General features: G+C 43.9%; 18 protein-coding genes. 17 read left to right on the top strand and 1 reads right to left on the bottom strand.

Translation table 11 applies throughout. The features are described from left to right. The first annotated feature begins 5 nt into the window (after positions 1-5). The 15 genes from hisF (at position 6) to metK (ending at position 14,364) form a co-directional block, all read left to right on the top strand. Positions 6-794 carry an imidazole glycerol phosphate synthase subunit HisF gene (gene hisF, locus DFP98_RS11150; protein WP_116060665.1) on the top strand — a complete coding sequence of 263 codons (789 nt, stop codon included), beginning with the start codon at positions 6-8 and terminating at the stop codon, positions 792-794. Then, on the top strand, positions 769-1,425 hold the full coding sequence (gene hisH, locus DFP98_RS11145) for an imidazole glycerol phosphate synthase subunit HisH (protein WP_116060664.1): 657 nt from the start codon (positions 769-771) through the stop codon (positions 1,423-1,425). Before hisF ends, hisH begins: the two co-directional genes overlap by 26 nt. A gap of 10 nt (positions 1,426-1,435) precedes the next feature. Next, positions 1,436-2,578, top strand: a complete 1,143-nt coding sequence (locus DFP98_RS11140; RefSeq protein WP_116060663.1) for a hypothetical protein — start codon at positions 1,436-1,438, stop codon at positions 2,576-2,578. Next, complete coding sequence (locus tag DFP98_RS11135) at positions 2,559-4,094, top strand: lipid II flippase MurJ (protein WP_181917621.1); 1,536 nt, start codon at positions 2,559-2,561, stop codon at positions 4,092-4,094. Before DFP98_RS11140 ends, DFP98_RS11135 begins: the two co-directional genes overlap by 20 nt. Then, positions 4,072-4,902: an aldolase/citrate lyase family protein gene (locus tag DFP98_RS11130; protein WP_116060661.1), complete on the top strand. Its 831-nt coding sequence runs from the start codon at positions 4,072-4,074 to the stop codon at positions 4,900-4,902. Before DFP98_RS11135 ends, DFP98_RS11130 begins: the two co-directional genes overlap by 23 nt. A gap of 4 nt (positions 4,903-4,906) precedes the next feature. Continuing rightward, positions 4,907-5,461 (top strand): sugar transferase, encoded by a 555-nt coding sequence (locus tag DFP98_RS11125; protein WP_116060660.1) that lies wholly within the window; start codon positions 4,907-4,909, stop codon positions 5,459-5,461. Between the two features lie 3 nt (positions 5,462-5,464). After that, entirely contained in the window at positions 5,465-7,252 is a 1,788-nt protein-coding gene (gene asnB, locus DFP98_RS11120) for an asparagine synthase (glutamine-hydrolyzing) (RefSeq protein ID WP_116060659.1), read from the top strand. Between the two features lie 18 nt (positions 7,253-7,270). Beyond that, positions 7,271-8,452 (top strand): CDP-glycerol glycerophosphotransferase family protein, encoded by a 1,182-nt coding sequence (locus tag DFP98_RS11115; RefSeq protein WP_116060658.1) that lies wholly within the window; start codon positions 7,271-7,273, stop codon positions 8,450-8,452. Positions 8,453-8,536: 84 nt separating this feature from the next. After that, positions 8,537-9,499: an NHL repeat-containing protein gene (locus DFP98_RS11110; RefSeq protein WP_116060657.1), complete on the top strand. Its 963-nt coding sequence runs from the start codon at positions 8,537-8,539 to the stop codon at positions 9,497-9,499. A 117-nt stretch (positions 9,500-9,616) separates the two neighbouring features. Further along, positions 9,617-10,111: a hypothetical protein gene (locus DFP98_RS11105; protein WP_116060656.1), complete on the top strand. Its 495-nt coding sequence runs from the start codon at positions 9,617-9,619 to the stop codon at positions 10,109-10,111. A 143-nt stretch (positions 10,112-10,254) separates the two neighbouring features. Beyond that, a complete protein-coding gene (rfbC, locus tag DFP98_RS11100; RefSeq protein ID WP_116060655.1) occupies positions 10,255-10,806 on the top strand; it encodes a dTDP-4-dehydrorhamnose 3,5-epimerase in 552 nt (183 codons plus the stop codon). Positions 10,807-10,818: 12 nt separating this feature from the next. Beyond that, positions 10,819-11,799 (top strand): dTDP-glucose 4,6-dehydratase, encoded by a 981-nt coding sequence (gene rfbB, locus DFP98_RS11095; protein ID WP_116060654.1) that lies wholly within the window; start codon positions 10,819-10,821, stop codon positions 11,797-11,799. Continuing rightward, a complete protein-coding gene (rfbD, locus tag DFP98_RS11090; RefSeq protein ID WP_116060653.1) occupies positions 11,796-12,680 on the top strand; it encodes a dTDP-4-dehydrorhamnose reductase in 885 nt (294 codons plus the stop codon). The genes rfbB and rfbD overlap by 4 nt, the downstream gene beginning before the upstream one ends. Before the next feature lie 68 nt (positions 12,681-12,748). Continuing rightward, positions 12,749-13,015 carry an alpha/beta-type small acid-soluble spore protein gene (locus DFP98_RS11085; protein ID WP_116060652.1) on the top strand — a complete coding sequence of 89 codons (267 nt, stop codon included), beginning with the start codon at positions 12,749-12,751 and terminating at the stop codon, positions 13,013-13,015. Positions 13,016-13,161: 146 nt separating this feature from the next. After that, positions 13,162-14,364: a methionine adenosyltransferase gene (metK, locus tag DFP98_RS11080; RefSeq protein WP_116060651.1), complete on the top strand. Its 1,203-nt coding sequence runs from the start codon at positions 13,162-13,164 to the stop codon at positions 14,362-14,364. Between the two features lie 424 nt (positions 14,365-14,788). Here metK and DFP98_RS40210 read toward each other — a convergent pair whose 3' ends face one another. Further along, positions 14,789-15,067, bottom strand: coding sequence for a hypothetical protein (locus DFP98_RS40210; protein WP_147310168.1), 279 nt, complete (start codon positions 15,065-15,067; stop codon positions 14,789-14,791). A gap of 1,142 nt (positions 15,068-16,209) precedes the next feature. Here DFP98_RS40210 and DFP98_RS11065 point away from each other — a divergent pair. Then, entirely contained in the window at positions 16,210-17,637 is a 1,428-nt protein-coding gene (locus DFP98_RS11065) for an acyltransferase family protein (protein ID WP_116060648.1), read from the top strand. Positions 17,638-18,217: 580 nt separating this feature from the next. After that, positions 18,218-22,258 (top strand): Ig-like domain-containing protein, encoded by a 4,041-nt coding sequence (locus tag DFP98_RS11060; RefSeq protein ID WP_147310167.1) that lies wholly within the window; start codon positions 18,218-18,220, stop codon positions 22,256-22,258. Positions 22,259-22,260: the final 2 nt, after the last annotated feature.

Here is a 22,260-nt window from a genome sequence, read left to right as displayed (position 1 = left end):
TTAATTTGAGAAAGGTTCGGCTAACTGCCAGGCTAGACATCAAGGGCCCGAATTTGATAAAAGGTATCCATCTAGAAGGCTTGAGGGTATTAGGCGACCCCCAAATGTTTGCCGAGAAGTATTACAATGAAGGTATAGATGAATTAATATACATGGATTCCGTGGCAAGTTTGTACGGAAGAAACAACCTGTTAGATATTGTTGCGCGGACTATCGATAAGGTATTTATACCTCTTACCGTCGGAGGCGGAGTGCGTAGTGTAGAAGATGTTAACAAATTGTTGCGTGCCGGTGCGGATAAGGTGGCGGTTAATACGGCTGCAATAAAAAGGCCCGAATTGATTAGTGAAATCTCTCGAAAATTCGGATCTCAATGCATGGTACTCTCATTAGAGGCGAAGAGAAAAGCGGACGGTTGGGAGTGTTATACCGATAATGGACGAGAAACGACTGGACTTGATGTCGTACAATGGGCGATTCAAGGCGAGAGACTGGGGGCAGGAGAAATCCTGCTAACCTCAATTGACCAAGAGGGCACAAAGAAGGGATTTGATTTAGAATTAGTAGAGAGAGTTAGCTCGGCGGTTAACATACCGGTAATCGCAAGTGGAGGAATGGGGACACTACAACATCTCTCCGATGTAATACATCAAAGCGGGGCAGATGCTGTCGCAATGGCAGACATACTACATTATAATCGCTTCTCCCTCAATGATATTCGTCATTACGCTATTAACAATAACATCAATGTTAGGAGATTTAACGAAGATGGATCGCTCAGTCACGATAATTGATTATGGTATTGGTAACATAAGTAGCGTTAAACGCGCTCTTGAATTATGCGGCGCTACTGTCAAATTATCCAGCGATCCTAAAGACATATTGCATTCAGGTAGAGTAGTGCTGCCGGGAGTCGGTGCATTCGCCGATGGAATGGAAGGTTTAAGGTCGAGAGACTTGATAGCTCCGTTAAAGGAGTTTGTTAAGAGCGGCCGACCTTTTCTAGGGATATGTCTGGGTATGCAATTATTGATGGATGCGAGCGAAGAATTTGGTGAACACGAGGGGCTTGGGATGATCAGCGGGAAAGTATCCGCTATTCCTAACGTCGACCAAAATGGGGATAAAATTCGTATTCCGCATATTGGTTGGAGCGAGATAACGACGAGAGGTCATGATGGAGATACATGGGATAATTCCATTTTGACGGGAATACCTCAACAGTCATCCGTGTACTTTGTACATTCCTTTCGAGTTCAACCGGCTAACCGGAATATGGTTTTAGCGGTTACCTCCTATTACAATCATGAGATTACTGGAGTCATAAGATCCGGTAATATATATGGATGCCAATTTCATCCCGAGAAAAGCGGGCATGTAGGCTTGAAGATCATGAACAATTTTGTGAATCACAATTTAGGGTAGGTGCGGGGGAATGGGGAAAAGTAGTTGGTTGTTGGTGCTTGTTATAGGAATCTTATTTCCTATATACATGACATTATTCCCAGTCTATCCCTTGTTTTTTTTAGTCATGCTTGCTTTCATCTTAGGCCTGTTTGTCATGTATCGCAAATGGGCTTATTTCGTAAATCTGTTTCTATTTTCTTATATTATTATAGTTGGGATCAGGTTAGAGTACATTCATTTTGAATTTTTGCCTCAAATTCGGGATTTAATATACTCTGACCCAATTAAGGTGTTGCTATCAGGGCATATTTGGGGGCCGAGGTTTATGGTGTCTTATCCTGCTGTTGTGCTTTCAGAGTGGCTGGATTGGGATATTGATACCTCCTTTACGTTCTATGGCGCGGTTTTATTTGCGGCGTTTGTGCTTACTCATGTATCCGTAGGTTACTTGTATCGGAATGTTATGGCTTTAGCGCCTATCGTGTTTGGAATAACTTCGGTTATGTCGACGATTGCTCTTTCAGCGTTAATGAATGGAAGGCTTATCGCTGCATTCGTGGGATTAATATACATAATCTATATTCAAATGAGCAAAATAAACTCGAAAGAAAGTTTCGCCATAAGTGATTACTTTGCATTTTCGGTATGTTTCTTCATCAGCACGGTCAGCAGCGGAACGATGATGATTACTTTACTTCAAATATTGATGGGTACGTTTATTATACTTAAGCATAATAAACGTTCATATATAGGTTTGTTACTCTTTTTGGCGTTCTTTGTTATATTAACTGGACCCTACATTATGAAAATGATTAACAAAAACATTTCGTATTTTGGGGGTGGATTTGACGGGATTTACAAGATGATGACACACGGTCTGGGAAGTATCATGAATACACACCCAAAACTGATTGCGATCGTTATCGTTTTTGTTCTATTAATCATGATCCCGGCAATCAAAATTTATAGATACTCTAGAGATCGAAATCCGATGCTTTTACCTGTTATCCTCTCATTGCCAATATGTATGTTTGGGGGATTATTCGGAGTTTCGACAGCTCTTATGATTATCCCGAGCATTATTTTGATCAGTAGCTTTTTCTTTACCAGGTTAGTAATGACTCTTACAGGTTTGGATGTGGTTGGAACCAATGCTCAGAAAAATTATTAAAGCTGGAATTATCGTTTCTCTGGGCATAATGCTAGGCAGAATCGCTGGATTTTTTCGGGAAGCGGTTATTGCCTCGAAATTCGGTGCCACATCTGATAGCGATATCGCGATAACGATACTAACGTTACCGGATTTATTTTTGACAATACTTATCGGCGGAGCCGTCAGCGCAGTTTTTATTCCCGAGTTTAAGAAATTGGGCCCGGCCGATGGTCGTCGATTGTACTTTGAAGGAATGGTATTAACTCTAGCATCATTTGGTTTTATCTCCATTGTGTTATCGTTATTTTCTCGAGATATTGTTTCTTTAATTTCGCCGGGGTTTAGTCAGGACACCCTCGCGGAGTCAGGAAATTATTTAAGAATAGTATTTTGGTCGATTCCTATTACCGCCGCTACGGCTATGGTTACGTCGTACTTGCAATCGGACGGAAGATTTGTTGTCCCCGCCCTAGGGACGTTAATCTTTAATGCGATTCTTATTCTTGTTCTTGCCCTATCTCCTCAAAGTAGCGCATTATTTTATTTATCGTGGGCAATATTAGTTGCTTCCATGGTTAGATTGTCTTCACAAATTTTGAATGTTCCTAGGTTATTCGCGAGTAATAACCCTACCGGTGGCAAAACACGAATATTTAACAAAGGGATGCTCTTCCGTTATTTCCAAGTCGTTTCAACAAGTGGATTGTTGTTTTTGATACCAGTGATCGCTAGAGGCTTTGCTTCGTTCGAAGGCGATGGAGCGGTATCTATTTTAAATTTTGCCAATAAAATTATTGAACTGCCAATGGGAGCTGTATTAACGGTAATACCAATCGTATTACTGCCTAGGCTAGCAGAAATGTCAGCAAATGCCGACGTAAAAGAAATGCAATCTACGGTCTCCCTTGCGGCGGGGCTGACCTTTGTAGTTGCGACTGCAGTAAGCATATATTTTGCCTGGTTCAGCCCGGAAATTGCTACGCTAACATTTGGCTGGGGTAATCTTTCGAACGAAAGTTTGAATGAGATTTCCCGTTTGTTAATGCTAGGCGCTTTGGCACTGCCGGCGATGGGGCTTTCAAACTTAGTTCAGATGATATTCAACGCAAAAGGGGATACGAAAGTACCGTTTGTCATTAGCCTCATTTCCGTTGTTTTATTTATCCCATTATGTCTGTTGTTTGTTACGACTTTTGAAATTGAAGGGTTAATGATATCAAATACGATTATTTTTTGGCTATTGTTTGGGACGCAAAGTATATTCTTATTTAGAAGACATAAGATTAATCTATTTAAAGTACTAATATCCCTGGATATCGTACGAATGATTTGCGTACTGGGATGCTCAAGCGTGATCGTAATGATTGCTAGTTACCTTTTGCCTACCTCCGTGGGGGTTCAAATCATTGTAGCATTGCTTGGCGGCGTCCTCTCTCTTTCATTGGCATTTTTGGCGGTAGAGAAGATTAGGTCCATTCTTCTTATTAAGTTTAAGCGGAGGGTAGATAACAATGAAATTAATGTTAATAGCTAATGATCCTGAAGTCGCTCAATATGCCGTCCAGTCAGGCGTGGATCGGGTATTTGTTGACTTAGAACGGAATGGGAAAGTTGAACGGCAAGGACATTTGGATACCGTTATCAGTAGTCATTCGTTCGAGGACGCATATAAGGTGAAGAAGTCCATTGCGGATGCCCAAATGCTTATCCGTCTTAATCCGTTTCATGACAATACGAAAGATGAAGTAGAACGGGCTTTGGATGCAGGGGCAGATATATTGATGATTCCGATGTTCTATGGAAGAGAAGAAGTTGAACAATTTTGTGCTTATGTGAATGGGAGATGCGATGTAATTCCGCTGGTCGAAACTGCACAGGCTATGGTTCGATTGGATGGGATTGCGGAGGTAGAAGGGATTACCGAAATTTATTTTGGATTAAATGACCTGCACTTGGCGTTAAAGCTTGATTTTATGTTTGAGATATTATCCGGCGGATTAGTCGACTATATGGCTGGAATCGTTAAATTACGTGGACTGCGGTTTGGCTTTGGCGGAATTTCTAGATTCGGCAGTGGGATCGTATCCGGTGAGTTAGTATTGGGGGAACATGCTAGATTAGGATCGGAGTCCGTGATTCTATCGAGAGCGTTTCACGGGAACGCTAAAAATCTGCAAGAGCTGATCGCAAACGTCGATCTGGAAAAGGAAATCCGACAGTTACGACTATTGAGACGGAAATTAATAGAGCGTAGTCCTGAAGAAACGGAAAAAGGCAGATTGCTATTCAAATCAAAAGTTGAAGAGTTCGTGAAGTCTAGAAGAGATCTAGTGAGGAGATGAGTGTGTGAAAAGAAGTTTCGACATCGTTGTAAGCTTCACCTTTCTTCTTTTGACATTACCGTTTTTATTAATAATATCCTTGGCTATCGTAATAAATTCTAAAGGCGGAGTCCTATTTAAACAGAATAGGGTAGGCATCTACGGCAAGGAGTTCCCAATATATAAATTTCGTAGTATGATACCCGACGCAGAGTCAAGAGGCCCTTATTATACTGCTAAAGGCGATAAGAGGATTACAAGAGTAGGAGCTTTTCTTAGAAAAACAAGTCTTGACGAATTGCCTCAACTCATCAATGTGTTGAAAGGCGATATGAGCTTAGTAGGACCTAGACCGGATCTCCAAGCGCAAAAGGAGTTCTACTCGGATGCGGAGTGGGAAATGAGGCATCGAGTGAGACCGGGCATAACAGGATACGCTCAGGCAACGCTTCGCTCTGATGCTACTATCGAGCAAAGGAAGGAACTTGATCTGAACTACGTAAAAGAATGCAGCTTTTCTTTCGATATAAAAATTATTTTTTTGACGGCAAAGCAAGTTGTAAAAAGGGGGAGCTATTAATCCATGTGCGGCATCTTTGGTTATTATAGTAGAGACGGACGTAACTTACAGAGGAATGTATTACAATCCATGGCGGACAGCATAAAACATCGCGGCCCCGATGATTGCGCAATATGGGAAGGGAAAGGCGTCGCGCTTGGGAACCAAAGATTGTCGATTATCGATATCGAGGGAGGAAATCAGCCGTTTATTTCGGACGACGAAGATATCGTTGTGGTTCAAAACGGGGAAATCTACAATCATATCGAATTAGCTAAATATGTATCGGATAAGGGGTATCCCTGTAAGACTAACTCGGATACCGAAGTTATATTAAGGCTATATGAGGTTCATGGAATCGACTTTGTAGAAAAGCTGAACGGGATGTTTAGCATCGCAATTTATGATTCTCGTGAAGATGCAATGTATGTAATTAGAGACAGAGTCGGCGTAAAACCAATGTATATTTCCGATGATAACGGAAAGGTATTGTTTGGTTCGGAGATCAAAACGATTCTTAAGTCGGGGATAAGCAGAAAAGTAAATGACGCTGCTCTAAGCCATTATTTGAGCTATAACTTTGTACCTCCTCCATTAACTATGTTTAAGAATATCACTCACCTTATGCCAGGACATTGGATAAAAGTTAGTAAATCGGATATTCATGTCAAACAGTGGTGGAACCTGTCGTCCATTACCTGCGAAGAACATAGCGATTCGTACTGGATAGACCAAATTTTATCCGTATTGGATGATGCCGTAAGAATAAGATTGCGTGCGGATGTTCCGTTTGGTGCGTTTCTGTCCGGCGGCGTTGATTCAAGTACGGTTGTAGGGCTTATGTCGAAGCATATGAACTGGCCGGTCAAGACTTTCTCGATCGGGTTCCATGACGATAGGTTTGATGAATCTCCTTATGCCCAACAAGTAGCGGATTTGTTTCATACGGATCACACGATGGAAAAAGTCGATCTTAATATGTTGAATCTGTGGTCTAAAATGATTTATCATTGCGACCAACCCCATGGCGATGTTTCGTTTATGCCTACATATAAAGTTTCCCAGCTGGCGGCTAAGCATGTCAAAATGGTTCTAACCGGAGACGGGGGAGACGAGCTATTTGCCGGATACGATAAGTACAAGCATTTCTTCGGACAACAAGCGGAGCTTGATGCCCTTCAATTCGAAAGTAAGTACTTCGAGAACATCTCCCTGTTCACGGAGGAACAGAAGAATCTGTTGCTGACGGAAGAGTATAAGCGCAGGAATCTCAACAGCGTAAGTTCGTTCGATGTTCTTGCCCCTTTATTCCAACAATCTGCGCATATGGATCGGATAAATAAAGCGCTATACATAGATACGATGTTACTGCTACCCGGCAATAATTTGGTGAAACCGGATAGAATGGGGATGGCGGTTTCGTTAGAGGCGCGTACTCCTTTCTTAGATGTCAGAATGGTTGAACTGGCCTTTAAGATTCCCGGGAAATACAAATTAATGAATGGAGAAACAAAATACATTTTTAAAAAAGCAGTAGAATCATTATTGGGTAATGAGCTTGTCTATAGAAAAAAACAAATGTTCACCGTTCCGATAGGGGAATGGTTTAAAAAGGATCTTGCTGAATTTACGGAAACCAAACTGCTTCAAGGCAATTTAATTCGTAGAGGGATCGTGAATCAAGAATACGTAAGGGCGATGCTAACTAATCATCAAACGGGCAAACAAAATAATACACGATTAATCAGGGCACTTATATCTTTGGAGTATTGGTTCGATATATTTATTAACGAGTCCGATCTATCCTATTGATATGAAAACGAGGTTGATATGACGAAAATACTATTTGCGGCATATGGCGGTGGCCATATTAACGCCGTTTTACCGGTTATTAAGTATGTTCAACGACATACGGATTGGGATATTGAGGTTTTGGGATTGACAACGGCAGGAAAGAAACTTGAGGAAGAAGGGATTCCGTATATCGGCTACAAGGATATTATTGAACCAGACGATCAAGCTGCTTATCGGATAGGGCGCGATCTAGTTAAACAGTTGGATACCAAGTTGGTATCATACGAGGAATCAGTAGCTTACATGGGCTTGTCATATATGGATCTCGTGAATAGATTCGGTGAAGTCGAAGCCAAAGCTATATTCGCAGAAAAGGGGAGACAGGGGTTTCTGCAATTGACCGTTATGGAGAGACTTCTTAAAAAGGTCAAGCCTGACTTGGTAGTTGCAACGAACTCCCCGAGATCGGAGCAAGCCTTAATTACGTGCGCCAGCATATTAAATATACCTTCTATTTGCTTAGTTGATCTATTTGGATTCACGGAAATCGAATGGATTAAAGATAGGCGCTACGGCAATAAAGTATGCGTGCTGGATAAGCGGATTAAAGATTTCTTCATTATGAAGGGGCGAGACGAGAGTGATATTGTCGTCACTGGAAATCCGGCCTTCGATTATCTTACGGACAATCGTTTAATGGAAGAGGGCGAATCCTTAAAAGCCCGTAAACATTGGAAAGACAAAAAGGTAATCTTATGGGCTTCCCAACCTGAGCCTGGAAATGAGCAATTGCCTCGGTTAATAGAACAACGCTTGATGGAATGCGTGAAAAAACACGACGACTGGATTTTGTTGTTAAGATTTCATCCGAGCGAGGATATAAAGTATTCGGAACTGCCGGATCGAGTAGAAATTAATAAAGACAATCTGCATCCCTTGCTGCATGCCGTTGATCTAGTCGTAACTATGACTTCTACAGTAGGACTTGAGGCAGCACTATTGGGAAAGCCAGTTATTACCGTTGATTTATCGGTCTATACTACGGAAGTCGCGTACTCAAATCTGGGTATTTCCAAAGGAATTACTGACCTGGAGCAACTGGAAGAAGCCTTAATAATCGCCTTAACCCGGCAGGGGAACTGCGAGTGGGAGAATACAAGTCTTGGACAATCTACATTAAATGTGATGAAAGTGGTTAGAAGCTTGGTAGATTGCTAGGTGATGTTAAGACTCTAGAGTTGCAAACCTAAGTCACAAGCGTATTTAATGACGGAATTACTGGATCTAATCGGAGGAATCATCGTGGAAATTACAAAGACAATCCTTATACTGTCTATGTTTATCTACACTGGCTTGTCGACAGATGTGTACAAGAACAATTCTTCTATTACTGAAAATATCTTTCATGAAATAGCTCGGCGCGGTGCTTGGCATGAGGCGGACAACCATGAAAAGTCAATAATTAGTAATGAAGGAACCATTCCCATTTACCATCAGATTGTAACCGCTCCTAATCTTATGTACTATTTTTTACCCAAAGAAAATACTTATGTTACCGATGACATGGGAATGGCGGCAATGGAGATTGATCCACTTGGAAATGTCGTATGGGAGAAGAAACTACAAGGACAAACGTATTTCGGTATTGCACCTTTAAATAAGGATGAATTGCTTCTTTCCCTGTTAAACTATAATCAGCTAGTAAAGATTAATAAAAGAACAGGTGAAGAAACGACAATCTTAAACCAAGCTGTTAGAGACGTGCAAGTGACTTCTGATGGTGACATCTTAACTGTAGAAAATTCGGAGACGAGCAAAGTTATTCTGTTATCGCAAACTGGTAAAATCATTTGGGCGTCAAAACCAACATTCTTATATCCTCGGGGTGTTTGGCGTAAAACCGATGGTAATATTCTAGTGGTAGACTTTAATCATAAAGCTTATGAAATAGATTACAAATCAAAAGAAATCATATGGGAAATAGGCGGGTTTAATCACCCAAGCTCGATCCAAGAAATGAAAAATAAAAACTATCTCATTGCAGACGAACACAACAATCGTGTTGTTGAAGTTAATCCATCCAACAAGGAAATTGTGCGTGAATACCATGGAGGGTTACTGTCACCGAACAGTGCGAGAGAATTATCAAATGGGGATTGGCTGATCAGTGATTCAGATAACCACAGGGTCATTCAAATTAATCGGTTATTTAATATAGTATGGGAGTTATCTAACTTAAATAATCCAAACCGAGCAGTGCGCTAACGATCCTCGTGTTGAGTAGTTAATCCTTAGGTTCGAGTTAATGTTAATAAACCGCAACTTCTCAGTACCATAATGCGTACAAATGGATAGAACTTGTCGAAACGGGAGAGATGAAACTTGCAGACACCGAAGAAATGGGCGGTATGTGGGGCGACGGTCATACTGGCAGCGACGATCGGCACGGCAGGCGCCATATCGACTGCCGAGGCGGACGGCGGTTCTACCCCTGGCTCAGTCGACGATCCAATTGTCACGAAAGCGTATGTGGATGCAACGGTTGCCAAGCTCGTTAAGCAAGAGCTAGAGAAGGTGGGCTCCGGAAGCGGAGCCGCATCGTCGGAGTTAGAGGTCGTTACAGTGCCCTGGGGATCGAAGCTCATTGTTGGAGATGGTGGCGAGATGATAGTTCGTTCGGGTAAGGCTATTGCCTATAGCTCGGATGCGAATGGGCTGTCGGATTTAACGGACGGTACGGATATTAAGCCGGGCAAGCCCGTCGGGAACAATCATCTCATTCTTAACCCGAGAGGGGAAAGAGGAGTTGAGGCTGATCCTAAGCAAGGCAAAGGGCTTATCGTGCTCGTTCGGGGGGGGTACAAGCTTCAACAATAGTTCTCATGCCATTTTCATAATTAAAGCTGCCACTCCTACAAGGAGGGCAGTTTTTTTATACTTGGAAACCCATAACGAAGCTGCTGGATATGAATACCCTATAGAATGCCGACTTACGGCAACTATCCGATACGGGTGATCATGTGAAGGTTACGGAGGGCAGGCTGGCAGGGGTAAAGTTGATCGAGCCGGGAGTTTTCAAGGATGCACGCGGTTATTTTTTGGAGAGCTATCAGGCAATACGATATGCAAAAGTCGGACTTCCGCAGGTATTCGTTCAAGACAACCATTCCTTATCCAAGGAAGCAGGAGTGATCAGAGGGCTTCACTATCAGCTCAAACCGGAAGCACAAAGCAAGCTGGTCAGAGTTACAGCAGGGGTCATCTACGATGTCGTGGTTGACATTCGCCAAGGCTCTCCGACATATGGACAATGGGAAGGCTTCGAGCTGTCTGCCGACAACAAAAGGCAATTATTTGTTCCAACAGGGTTTGCTCACGGCTTCTGCACGTTGGTTCCGAATACCGAAGTGCAGTACAAGGTAGATCGGCTGTATTCCAAGGAGCATGACAGAGGAATTCTGTGGAATGACCCTGCGATTGGAATTAAGTGGCCAACAACACAGCCAATTCTCTCGGATAAGGATGCCGGACATCCGGTTTTAGCGAAAGCGGAGCATAATTTTAAGTACTAGAGGGTGGTCAGCATGAAATTGCTTGTTACAGGCGGAGCCGGTTTTATCGGCAGTAATTTCGTTCAATGTATGAGAAGGAACTATCAGCAGTATCAGTTGGTCAACGTCGATCTGCTTACTTATGCGGGAAACTTGGATAACTTGCAGGGGCTGACGGAAGGCTCTGACTATCGCTTCGTGAAGGCTGATATTTCCGATACGGTAATGATGGAGCCGATCGTCGCTGAAGGGTTCGATGCAATTGTTAACTTTGCTGCAGAATCGCATGTCGATCGCAGTATAGTCGATCCGGGGGTGTTCGTCAGAACGAACGTGACGGGAACTCAGGTGCTGCTCAACTTAGCGAGAAAATATAACGTTCCGAGGTTCATACAAATTTCAACGGATGAAGTGTACGGTACACTAGGAGACGACGGGCTATTTTCCGAAGAGACGCCGCTCGCCCCCAATAGTCCGTATTCAGCCAGCAAAGCGGGAGCGGATCTCCTCGTTCGAGCCTATCACGAAACATACGGGATGCATGTCAATATTACTCGTTGCTCCAATAATTATGGACCTTTTCAATTCCCGGAAAAGTTAATCCCACTCATAATTACTAAAGCATTGCGGGATCGGCATTTGCCCGTATATGGAGACGGATTGAATGTAAGGGATTGGTTGTACGTGGAGGACCACTGCCGTGCCATCGATCTGGTTCTGCATAATGGTAAAAAAGGCGAAGTGTACAATATCGGCGGTAATAACGAACGAACGAATCTTCAGGTTGTAAGAACGATTTTGAAGGAGCTGGGCAAGCCGGAGACGCTTATTCAGTTCGTGGACGACCGGTTGGGGCATGATAGGAGATACGCTATAGATGCTTCCAAAATCCGTCGTGAGCTTGGGTGGAAGCCGCAGTATGATTACGAATCCGGGATCAAAAAAACGATCGAATGGTATTTGCAGCATGAAGATTGGATCAACAGAATCGCTTCCGGAGCATATCGGCAATGAGCGAACGAAAACTAAATCTTCTGGTGACCGGTGCAGGCGGACAGTTGGGGCAAGAGTTTGTTCATATGGACCATGACGGCATCGAGATTATTGGCAAGAATCGATCCGAGCTGGACATTACGGATTACGAAAGCTGCCAGGCGTTATGCGCGATAATAAAACCGGACTTCATTGTTCACGCCGCTGCCTACACGGCGGTTGATCAAGCGGAATCCAAACCGGAAGCGGCCTGGGCGGTTAATGTGGAAGGTACGCGAAATATGGCAAAAGCAGCAGAGGCAGTTGGAGCTAAGTTCTGCTATATCAGTACGGATTATGTATTCGATGGATCGGGGAAGGAGCCTTATCCCGAAAGTCATCCAACAGCTCCTCAATCTGTATACGGAGCCTCCAAGTTGGAAGGTGAACGCAATGCGTTAGAGCTATCCTCGAAATGTTTTGTTGTACGTACATCATGGGTGTATGGAAAATATGGCCGGAACTTCGTGCAGACTATGCTGCAGCTTGCAAAAAGCAAAAAGGAACTGATGGTCGTGGACGATCAGATTGGCTCGCCAACGTACACATATGATTTGGCTAATTTTATTATCGAACTGGTTCAATCGGAGAAATACGGCATTTACCATGCCTCCAATTCAGGAAACTGTTCCTGGTTCGAGTTTGCCAAAGCGATTTTTGAAGATGCTGGAATAAGTTCGGCAGTTATACATCCTTGCTCTACAGAACAATTTCCACGTCCTGCGCCCCGTCCAGCCTATTCTGTGCTCGGTCAACAGGCGCTGATAAAAGCAGGATTTACACCTCTTAGACCATGGAGAGAGGCTTTACGGGATTATCTGTCGGAGCATACCGCCTCCTACATTTTCCCCGACCATCCATAATGTAATACGCCTTGAAGAGGTGCAGTCGAGCCATAATAACTGCATCAACTTTCAAGGAGGAATGGATCATGGCCAGAAGGAGCAACAGGCTTGTCGTACCGGAGTGCAAGAACGCGATCAACCAAATGAAGTACGAAATCGCATCCGAGCTTGGCGTTCAGATCGGTCAGCAGGGGGAAGGCTTCGATACGGAATTTGCGGGAGAATTGGGAAGCGTAGGAGCAGCCGGATTCGGGCAAGCTTATCTTGGTAACTTGCCTTCAAGGGAAGCGGGATCTCTAGGAGGCGGAATTACGAAACGTCTTGTTCAACAAGCTCAGCAGACGCTTCTGTAAGTCATGTCTGGACTGGCAAAGTTGGGCGTGTGTTTTATTGACACGACTCGACGCTTCCGGTATCATTATTTATCGAAGGTTTATTCCTAACAGCCTTTTCCAATTGGGAAAGGTTGATTTTTATATATATGTGGAGGTTGGAGAATTTGTCGATTAAAGGCAGGCATCTCTTCACATCCGAATCGGTCACGGAAGGCCATCCGGATAAAATTTGCGACCAAATTTCCGACGCGGTGTTGGACGCATTCTTGGAAGCGGACCCTTATGCACGCGTAGCTTGTGAGGTTTCTGTAGCGACAGGACTTGTTCTCGTGATCGGCGAGATCAGCAGTAAAGCCGATTTTATCGATATTTCCTCCATTGCGCGTCGCACGATCAAGGAGATTGGATATACACGCGCGAAATATGGCTTTGATTCCAGCACTTGTGCAGTGTTGACTTCGCTGAACGAACAGTCCGCAGATATAGCTCAAGGGGTTAATGCCGCTCTTGAGTCGCGTGACGGTAAAGACGTTCAACAAGAGAATGAAGACATCGGTGCGGGCGATCAGGGCTTGATGTTCGGTTTTGCGACGAATGAGACTCCTGAACTGATGCCTTTGCCGATCGCCTTGGCTCATCGTCTGTCTCGTCGTTTGTCGGAAGTTCGCAAGGATGGCAAGCTTGCTTACCTGCGTCCGGACGGCAAAACGCAAGTTACAGTTCAATACGAGGACGGCAAGCCGGTACGAGTCGACACGATCGTTGTCTCCACTCAGCACGCCGAAGACATTAGTCTGGAGCAAATCCAGCAAGATATTCGCGAGCACATCATCTATCCGGAAGTTCCGGCAGAGTGGCTGGATGCCGACTCGAAGTTTTTCATCAACCCAACAGGGCGTTTCGTCATCGGCGGTCCTCAAGGCGATGCAGGACTTACGGGGCGCAAAATTATCGTAGATACTTACGGCGGCTACGCTCGTCACGGCGGTGGCGCGTTCTCCGGCAAGGATCCGACCAAGGTCGACCGTTCCGCAGCTTACGCGGCCCGCTACGTGGCTAAGAACATCGTTGCGGCAGGTCTTGCCGACAAGTGCGAAATCCAGCTTGCTTATGCCATCGGTGTAGCTAGCCCGGTTTCCATTAATGTCGACACATACGGCACAGGCAAGATTGCAGAAGAGAAGCTGGTCGAGTTGATCAAGAGCAACTTCGATCTTCGCCCGGCTGGCATCATTAAGATGCTTGATCTGCGTCGTCCTATCTACCGCCAGACGGCTGCATATGGCCACTTCGGCCGCACAGACGTCGATCTCCCTTGGGAGCGTCTGGACCGTGTCGAGGCTTTGAAGCAAGGGGCTTTGGCGTAATATATCTCAGGCTTCCGTTTTAGCGGAAAACTTGGCAAAGTAGGTTTTCATAGCAGATTTGGGATCTTGACCATACCCCAATAAAAAGCAGCTTCAGCATAAAAAGAAAAAGATCGCCAATATCCTTTCATCTTAGCTAGGATTTTGGCGATCTTCTTGATGTTATTCTGACAGATATTGGTTATCGGGGGGGCTCATTGGCATCCGCAAAAGCTTTGCTTTATAGTTTGGAAACTTAGTTGCTCCAAATATTTGCCCAACCTGTTTCTGCTGTTGGTACTCACCTATTCATTACTCTCATGCCAGACATGACTCGTGATCACAATAATTGCGCGACCGGTGCATTCCTTAAGCATTAGTCACCCGCCACGATGCTGGGGATCGGTTGAATTGACGATCCCCTTTTGAAACGCCATTATTGAGATTAGTCCTTCACAGGCATAAACGACCTTCTGCCTATCATGGAGCTCTTGCAAATGTTCGACGTGTTGTAACCTGCATTGAATGCGAAGGTTATGCTCGATTCGAACTTATGCTCCAATCGCTCGATGTAGGGAATGTAATCATGGACGTTGCCATATGTAATATGTACAACGGTGATGATGTTATACTTGTGGTTGTCCGTTGGATGATCCAAATAGAAGAACCCTTCCGGCTTGCCGTCACGTAGCATATAACCGCTGTCCGGGTCGGTTGTGCTCACTTTGATCTCCTTTTGTTCTTCCACCCCTTCTGGGGCTTCAGGGCTTACTCCATGTGCCTCACGATCTGATCTAGTTCATTTACGTAAGCTTTTGTACTTTGCGTCACTTGCTCTTTGGAGAATTTCGCTTCTTGGCACTGGCTTTCAGATGCGTAGAATCCGTAATAAGCACCCGCCCCGCAACCAGACGATGCTTGATAGCTAGAAGAACGACCTCGTCGAATACTTTCTGCAGCACATCCCCTTCATGAAGGCGCTCTCGGAAGTAACTTACCGTACTGTGGTCTAGGACACGGTCAGTGGGACCAAGACCTTAAAACCAACGACATGCAATGTTGGCGTGAACCTCCAACTCCAATTGCCGTTCCGAACGTATACCGAACAAGCAGCCGTTAAAGAGCAGCTTATATTGTACAAAAGACGCAAACTCTGACGGGCATATTTAACGTCATGGCTTGTAGCAAAAAGCGCCGGCATAACAGATGACACTCCGGGTTTGAGGTCGTAAAGGCGGCAATGGGAGGGAAGGCTGGAACACTCTTCTTTCCTCTTCCACCTGAAGAGTATCGGCTCTTCGCTCCAATTAATGCGAGTATCCGGGGAATGAAGATAGTAGGAGGCAACTACGGCAAGATATGCTTGCTCGAATCCTTGGCAGGAATCGATTTGGTTAGGATTTCGAATAGCCTTGTGGAAGTATCCGAACTTTCGCCCAGTAAACGCTTCTACTGGTTGTGTCAGCGCTATTTTGGTCAATCGCTTACAGCAAAGAAACCGCAGCTAGAGATGGTAAGGAAAAATCATACGTACAGATACAAATTCGTAGGTGTTTTCAGAATGCAGGAGTAACAATCCATCGTGTCGGACAGAACTACGTTTCAGAATCTTCAAAATGTGGAGAGTTACACGAGTATAACAGTTCTGCTGAAGCGACAGTTATTACCCCAACCACAAGTTTTGACAGGTTAAACGGCGCGGGAACTGCTCGAAACAACTGCACGTTATCTGATTAGCAGTCAGAATTGTAATGATGCAAATGGTCTTGTAACTACGTCATGGTCCCCGGTAAGTAAAAGAATAGACTTTAATCTTTTTATTAGGTAGGGTACTCTGAAGTGAATTAGTTGGAGGTTGAAATATCTATGGATAAGGCTCAGAGAGTAAGCTCGCTAGACCACCTAAGAGGTATTATGGCTATATTAGTTATGGTCTACCACTTCTCTGGGTGGATTGGAGTTAATTATTTATACCCCCTAAATGAAATAAATAATAGATTAGGAATATACGCTGTTTCAGCTTTTTATCTAATTAGCGGAGTTAGTTTGGCTCTTGTTTATATGAATCAAAAAGTAACTAGTACTTTATTAAAAAGTTTTGCTGTTAAAAGATTATATAGAATAGTGCCATTATTTTATTTAGCAACAACCTTAACATTAATAGTTAATGAACTAACGAGCTTGATTTATAGCAACACTTTATTTTTACCAAAACTTAATGATTTGTTTTATAATTATTCGCTATTATTTAGCTGGTTTGACCATGATGGTTATATTGCAACTGGAGCATGGTCAATTGGTAACGAATTGGTGTTCTATTCAGCATTACCTTTAATTCTAATAATGTCAAGGAAGTCAGTATATTATTTGATAACCTTTTTTGGATTGTCTTTAATTTTGACTGGATATTTTTCTACTAGTCTAATTAATGACCAACTGAGTTTAGCGGTTCAATGGACTGATTTTATTAGTCCATTAAATCAAATGTATTTGTTTATTGGGGGCTTGATAATTGGCTGGTTGTATGCAAATAAAAAAATAGGGGAAATATGGATATCGAAGTTGATTTTTATAGCTTCAGTATTGATTTTTATTTTTTTTCCGATAAACGGTGAAGATCAAATAAACTATGTTACAGGGATGGGTAAAATAGTGTTATCAATAGCTATTTTTTCTATGGTAATAAGTGCAATGAATATTACAATAAAAGAAAATCATTTGAAAACAGTTTTGGATTATTTTGGAGAAATATCTTATTCATTGTATCTACTACATCCAATAGTTTTCACGTCTTATGGTTTAATTAATTCTAATATGAAGTTAGAAAGTAATTTTATAACAATGATTATCTTGATGATCTTTACTATTTTGATTTCAACAGTAACCTATCATTTTGTTGAAAAACCAATGATTAAATCCGCTAGAAGAGAAAAAAATGGAGATATAGAGACAGGGATAAAGAGAAGGTTTGGATATAAATTAATAATTGTTAGCATTATAGGTTTATTTCTGTATTTCAATTTAACAGCTAGAACTGATGATACCTTTGATTATGACCTGCAATGTTCAATTGAAAATCAAATAATCCACTTAAAATGGAACGAAAAATCTGATGTCGAAAATTATCTGGTTACTTCTAGTCAAAAAGGGGAGAACCCAAAGTCGGTTTGGGTAAATACAAATTCTCATAGCATATCAGTAAACGATTTTAACAAAGCGGTAGTTACCTTTAAGATAGCGGCGTCCGGGAGTAATTCGTCAGAATTAGTCGTATGCAATCTAAATAATAAATAAAACTAAAAAGTGAAACATCGCTATATTTCAGTGATAGATTACTTTAATTCTTCCCCATTCTCATCAATGGCTTTTCAATAGCACTATAAATTACTGTTGCGGTTAACGTTCCGTTTATCAATACACATGCAAAAATTTAGGAACATTGTGTATAGCAAAAGAGTATGATTCAAATAACCAGAGTGGGGTGTCTCAAAGGACATAAAAAGGTGACCTTTGAGACACCCCACTTTATACCTAACACATCCAGTTATCTATTTTAATATAAGGAATGATTTCATTGATTACGTAATTGTGATGTGACGAATTAAATATGGATTTATAGCTGCTTTCTATAGTCGTATCTGAACTGTTATATACTCTAATGAGAAGCTATAACGGCCTCAATCCGATTCCTTTTCGCAGAATACACTATGAAATCTGCTGCTTAATAGTGATTTGGAGTAAGCAAAATAATGAATAGAAGCGCGTTGCCCTTATTTCGGGGGCAACGCGCTTTTTTTAACGCCGAAAACTAAAGATAAGCGGCATTTTGGCCGAAGAAATAGATAAGTATGTTCATTTTCGGGAGGTCATTCGGTTGCAACGAATTCGTGCTCTATCTCTAATTTTAACAGTTGCGCTTATTTTACAGACTTTTGCTTTTCCAAGTGCTAAGGCAGCTACGGGAGGCCCTGTTGTCGTTAGCATGACTCCAAGCCATGGAGCAAGCGCGGCCGTAACGACAACGGAGTTGATCCTCACCTTCGACGAAGAGATCATTCGGGGAGCCGGTAAAATTCAATTGTACGATTATGATACGACAACATTGGTAGGGGAGTACGACATCGCCAAAACCTCTCCTTCAGAAGTTCAAGTTGATATTCAAAATAAAGCGATTGTAATCACGCCCGCTGGTGGATTGACATCCGGAGTACGCTATACAGTCGTTGTTCCGCCCGATACGGTGCGCAATTATTCGAATAGCGCTTCATTTGTCGGGATTCCGTATGGCCAGTGGATGTTCCGAGCGGAGCAGCTCCTCCCAGTTGCCGTGAATTTCGTTCCTGTGGATCAGTATTCGACATTGGATCCAGTGAATCCGGGCAGCCTTTCATTTGAATTTGCGCGCAAAGTTGTGAAAGGTTCGGGTTACATCCAGGTAAAAAGGGTTGCCGATAATGTCACGGTACATTCGGTAAGTGTACAGGCTGCAGACGTTACCTTGAACCAGGTCGGGGTCAACTGGAGAGTCAGTCTTCCGCTAAAAGGTTTGGAATATAATACGTCTTATTATGTCCTGATCGATGCCGGAGCGTTGGTTGATCCGCTTAACGGGGCTTATTCCGGTATTCAAACGCCAAGCGGCCCAGGCAGCTGGACGTTCAGAACTAAACCCGCGCTCGACACGACCAAGCCGAAGATTCAGACATTCAATCCTGCCAATAACGGAGTTCTGGCAGATGTAAATGCGACGCAAATCTCTCTTTTATTCGATGAACCCGTTTTTGCCAACTCGAATCGGAGCGTGATTATTACAACGGCGAGCGGTGCGCTTGTCTGCACAGTGCCTGCGAATGCAACGGTTGCTAATACAGGCAATCCTAACGTTGTTTTTAATCTTTCCGCAGCATCTTGTCCCAAATTCGCGAATAATACGGATTACTCCGTTCAGATCGGATCAGACGTTTATCGGGATGCGAGCGGAAACTACTTTGATGCATTGACTTGGAAGTTCAAGGTGCTCACGGATACCACTCCTCCGGCGATTAGTACTTATTTTCCGACAGTGTCCGCGACTGCGATCAGTACTTCCTTAAATGAGCTTAGTTTGACCTTTAATGAGCCGCTGGGGACGCTGGCTTCGACGGCGACGGCGCAAATTTTTCCGCAAAATGCTCAAGCAAACAAGAGAGATTTGACGATGTCGATCGACCCTGCCAATAACAAAAGAGTGATCCTTAAGCTGACTGGTACCGCCAAACTCAGCAATTCAACGTTATATGCCGTAACTGTTCCTGCCAACGTTATCCGCGATGAGGCGGGGAATTTTTTCGCGGGAGTCACCAACCCAAATCAATGGACTTTTCAGACTGGAACCAACAGCGTGCCGGTTGTTTCGAATTCGACGATTAGCGGCTCCAGTATTGTCCTGACATTCAGCGAAAATCTTGATTCCACGAAAACGCCAAATGCGAGCAATTTCTATGCAACGGCAAATGAAGCAGCAAGAGCCATAACGGGCGTTTCTGTCAGTGGCAATGAAGTACGACTAAGTCTTCAAAGTAGCGTATTGGTAGGACAGACGGTCAGATTGTCGTATTATCCGGATGCTGTTGTAGCCAGAAGATTGCAAAATACGAGCGGAATCGAAGTCGCGTCTTTCACCAATAGGGTTCTGACAAACTCTACTGATTCTACTTTGCCTAAGCCGGAGAACGGGTATTTTTACGGAAGTTCATTAACATTAACCTTCAATAAAGCGATGGCAGATGTGGCTCCCCAATTCCAAACCCAGATTCAGAGCCAGTTTACGGTGAAGCAGAACGGCAACGTTATTGGGATCAACTCTGCTTTTTTAAGCGGTAATTTTTTGACGATGACACTGAATTCCTCATCGACCAGTTCATTGCCTGTGTCGGTATCTTATGCACCAGGGGTTTACCCTCTTCGTGATCCGAGCGGTAGCATGGTTCCGGCATTTACGGATTACTACGTTCGGAACCAATACGACACCGAACCGCCGCAGTTGACGTCCGCAGTTTTGAATGGCAGCAAGATTGTAATGACCTACAATGAAGGGCTAAATCCGTCCAGCGTGCCTCCGATAACTGCATTTTCGGTGGTTACGACCGGCGTAACTCCGCCTACTGTGACAAAAGTTGTAGTAGCGAACAATACAATCGAGCTGACGTTGTCGCAGAGCGTCTCCTCCAATGTGCCGGTCCTGTTGTACTATTACCAAAGCTCGCCTGCTATTATGGACTTGTCCGGGAATATTGCTCCTGCGATCGTTGGATACAACTTTACTTCCGGTTCAAGCGATGTTGCCCAATTGGCATCATCCAGCATTTCGAACAGTCAGTTGACGTTAGTTTACTCCGCTCCACTGAATCCAAATACGGCTCCATATGCGTCTCAGTATACGGTAAAATATAATGGAGCAACCGTTCCCGTAACAGGAGTATCAGTGGCGGGAACTCAAGTTGTCCTCAACTTGTCTTCTCCTGTTGGGGCAGGGCAGACGGTGACGCTTAGCTATATAACGACGGGTAATCCACTGAGGGACACGCTTGATCGCATTGTTGCTGCTTTAAACAATATTACGGTAGGCGCGCAAACCGGTACGCCGATCGCCAATTTGCCGGATTATCTGGAGTCGGACGGCGCCGGAGCTGTCAGACTTGTCGTCGGGAAGGCAGTGACGGCAACGGCAGCGGTGACGCCATCTGGAAAAGCAGCCAAACGTTATGTGGTCGATGCGAACAAGCTGGCGGCGTCATACTCGTTAATTAAATCGAATAGCAGTGTTACCGTTCCAAGGGTATCCGTCCGTATTCCGACTACGGAGGCGGGAGCGCTCGTCAGTCTTCCGATCCAATCGTTGATTTCATCGGCAACGAACGTATCCAATGCGGAGTTCCTGCTTGATTTTGGGGATTTGCAGTTCAACCTGCCGTTAAACGCGATTAACCTTACAAAACAATTGCAGCAGATCGGAGGCAACACGTCGAGTGATGCTTCACTGCTCTTAAGTATTGAAAAGGTATCTGATGTTGCCTTCATTTCTGCGCTTGCCGCCCAAGGAGCACAGAGAGTGGTTGCGCCTGCGGATTTCTCGGCTTCTATTTTATTTGGCGGGAAGGAATACCCGATCAACAGCTATGATAGGTATGTAACGCGTTCTTTTGTAATTCCGGCGTCTGCCGGCTCTCTTGACAACTTGGCTGTTGTGCATTTTGATCAGTTGACAGGCAAGATCAGCTATGTACCGACACGAATTACGAATAGCGGAACCTCGTTGTATGTGAACTTCATGCGGAAGAGCAACAGCAAATATGCAGTGGTACGCAAAACCATGCAATATACAGATATGAAAACGCACTGGGCAAACGGAGACGTGTCCTTGCTGGCTTCGAAGTTTATTGTGGATGGGACAACTCCGACGACTTTCGCTCCGAAAACGAACATTACCAGGGCAGATTTCGCTCAGTATATTGTTCGCGGCCTAGGGCTGAATGGAGATCGTTCGGCTGCCAGCAAGTTCACTGACGTGCAAGGAGCGGGAGCGTCCGCAGCCTATATTGGAGCTGCAAGTGCGGCAGGCATCGTTCAAGGCGGAACGGATGGCAAATTCCGGCCGAACTCGCCGATTACGCGTGAAGAGATGGCGACGATGATGGTTAGGGCTATGAATGTGGCCGGAGTCCAGCAGTCTGCCGATAGTTCTAACCTAAATCGATTCAACGATAGAGGAAACATCAGCAGTTGGGCGAAAGAAGGCGTGTCGATCAGTGTACAGGCCGGTATTATTAGTGGAGTGACCTCGACTTCGATGAAGCCAAAGAGCAATGCGACCCGAGCCGAGGCCGTTGTTATGATCAAGCGATTGTTGGAGTTCGTAGAGTTTATTGATTCCTAATG

The organism is Cohnella phaseoli (assembly GCF_003386235.1).
Lineage (GTDB): Bacteria > Bacillota > Bacilli > Paenibacillales > Paenibacillaceae > Cohnella > Cohnella phaseoli.
Note: the sequence above shows the minus strand (reverse complement) of the source record. Positions and strands in the feature narration are given on the sequence as shown.

Excerpts from the sequence above, each read along its gene's own strand:
- DFP98_RS11140 (WP_116060663.1), top strand. The coding sequence starts at position 1,436 with ATGGGGAAAAGTAGTTGGTTGTTGGTGCTTGTTATAGGAATCTTATTT.
- DFP98_RS11065 (WP_116060648.1), top strand. The coding sequence starts at position 16,210 with ATGGATAAGGCTCAGAGAGTAAGCTCGCTAGACCACCTAAGAGGTATT.
- asnB (WP_116060659.1), top strand. The coding sequence starts at position 5,465 with ATGTGCGGCATCTTTGGTTATTATAGTAGAGACGGACGTAACTTACAG.
- rfbD (WP_116060653.1), top strand. The coding sequence starts at position 11,796 with ATGAGCGAACGAAAACTAAATCTTCTGGTGACCGGTGCAGGCGGACAG.
- rfbB (WP_116060654.1), top strand. The coding sequence starts at position 10,819 with ATGAAATTGCTTGTTACAGGCGGAGCCGGTTTTATCGGCAGTAATTTC.
- DFP98_RS11130 (WP_116060661.1), top strand. The coding sequence starts at position 4,072 with ATGAAATTAATGTTAATAGCTAATGATCCTGAAGTCGCTCAATATGCC.
- hisH (WP_116060664.1), top strand. The coding sequence starts at position 769 with ATGGATCGCTCAGTCACGATAATTGATTATGGTATTGGTAACATAAGT.
- DFP98_RS11115 (WP_116060658.1), top strand. The coding sequence starts at position 7,271 with ATGACGAAAATACTATTTGCGGCATATGGCGGTGGCCATATTAACGCC.
- DFP98_RS11135 (WP_181917621.1), top strand. The coding sequence starts at position 2,559 with ATGCTCAGAAAAATTATTAAAGCTGGAATTATCGTTTCTCTGGGCATA.
- DFP98_RS11085 (WP_116060652.1), top strand. The coding sequence starts at position 12,749 with ATGGCCAGAAGGAGCAACAGGCTTGTCGTACCGGAGTGCAAGAACGCG.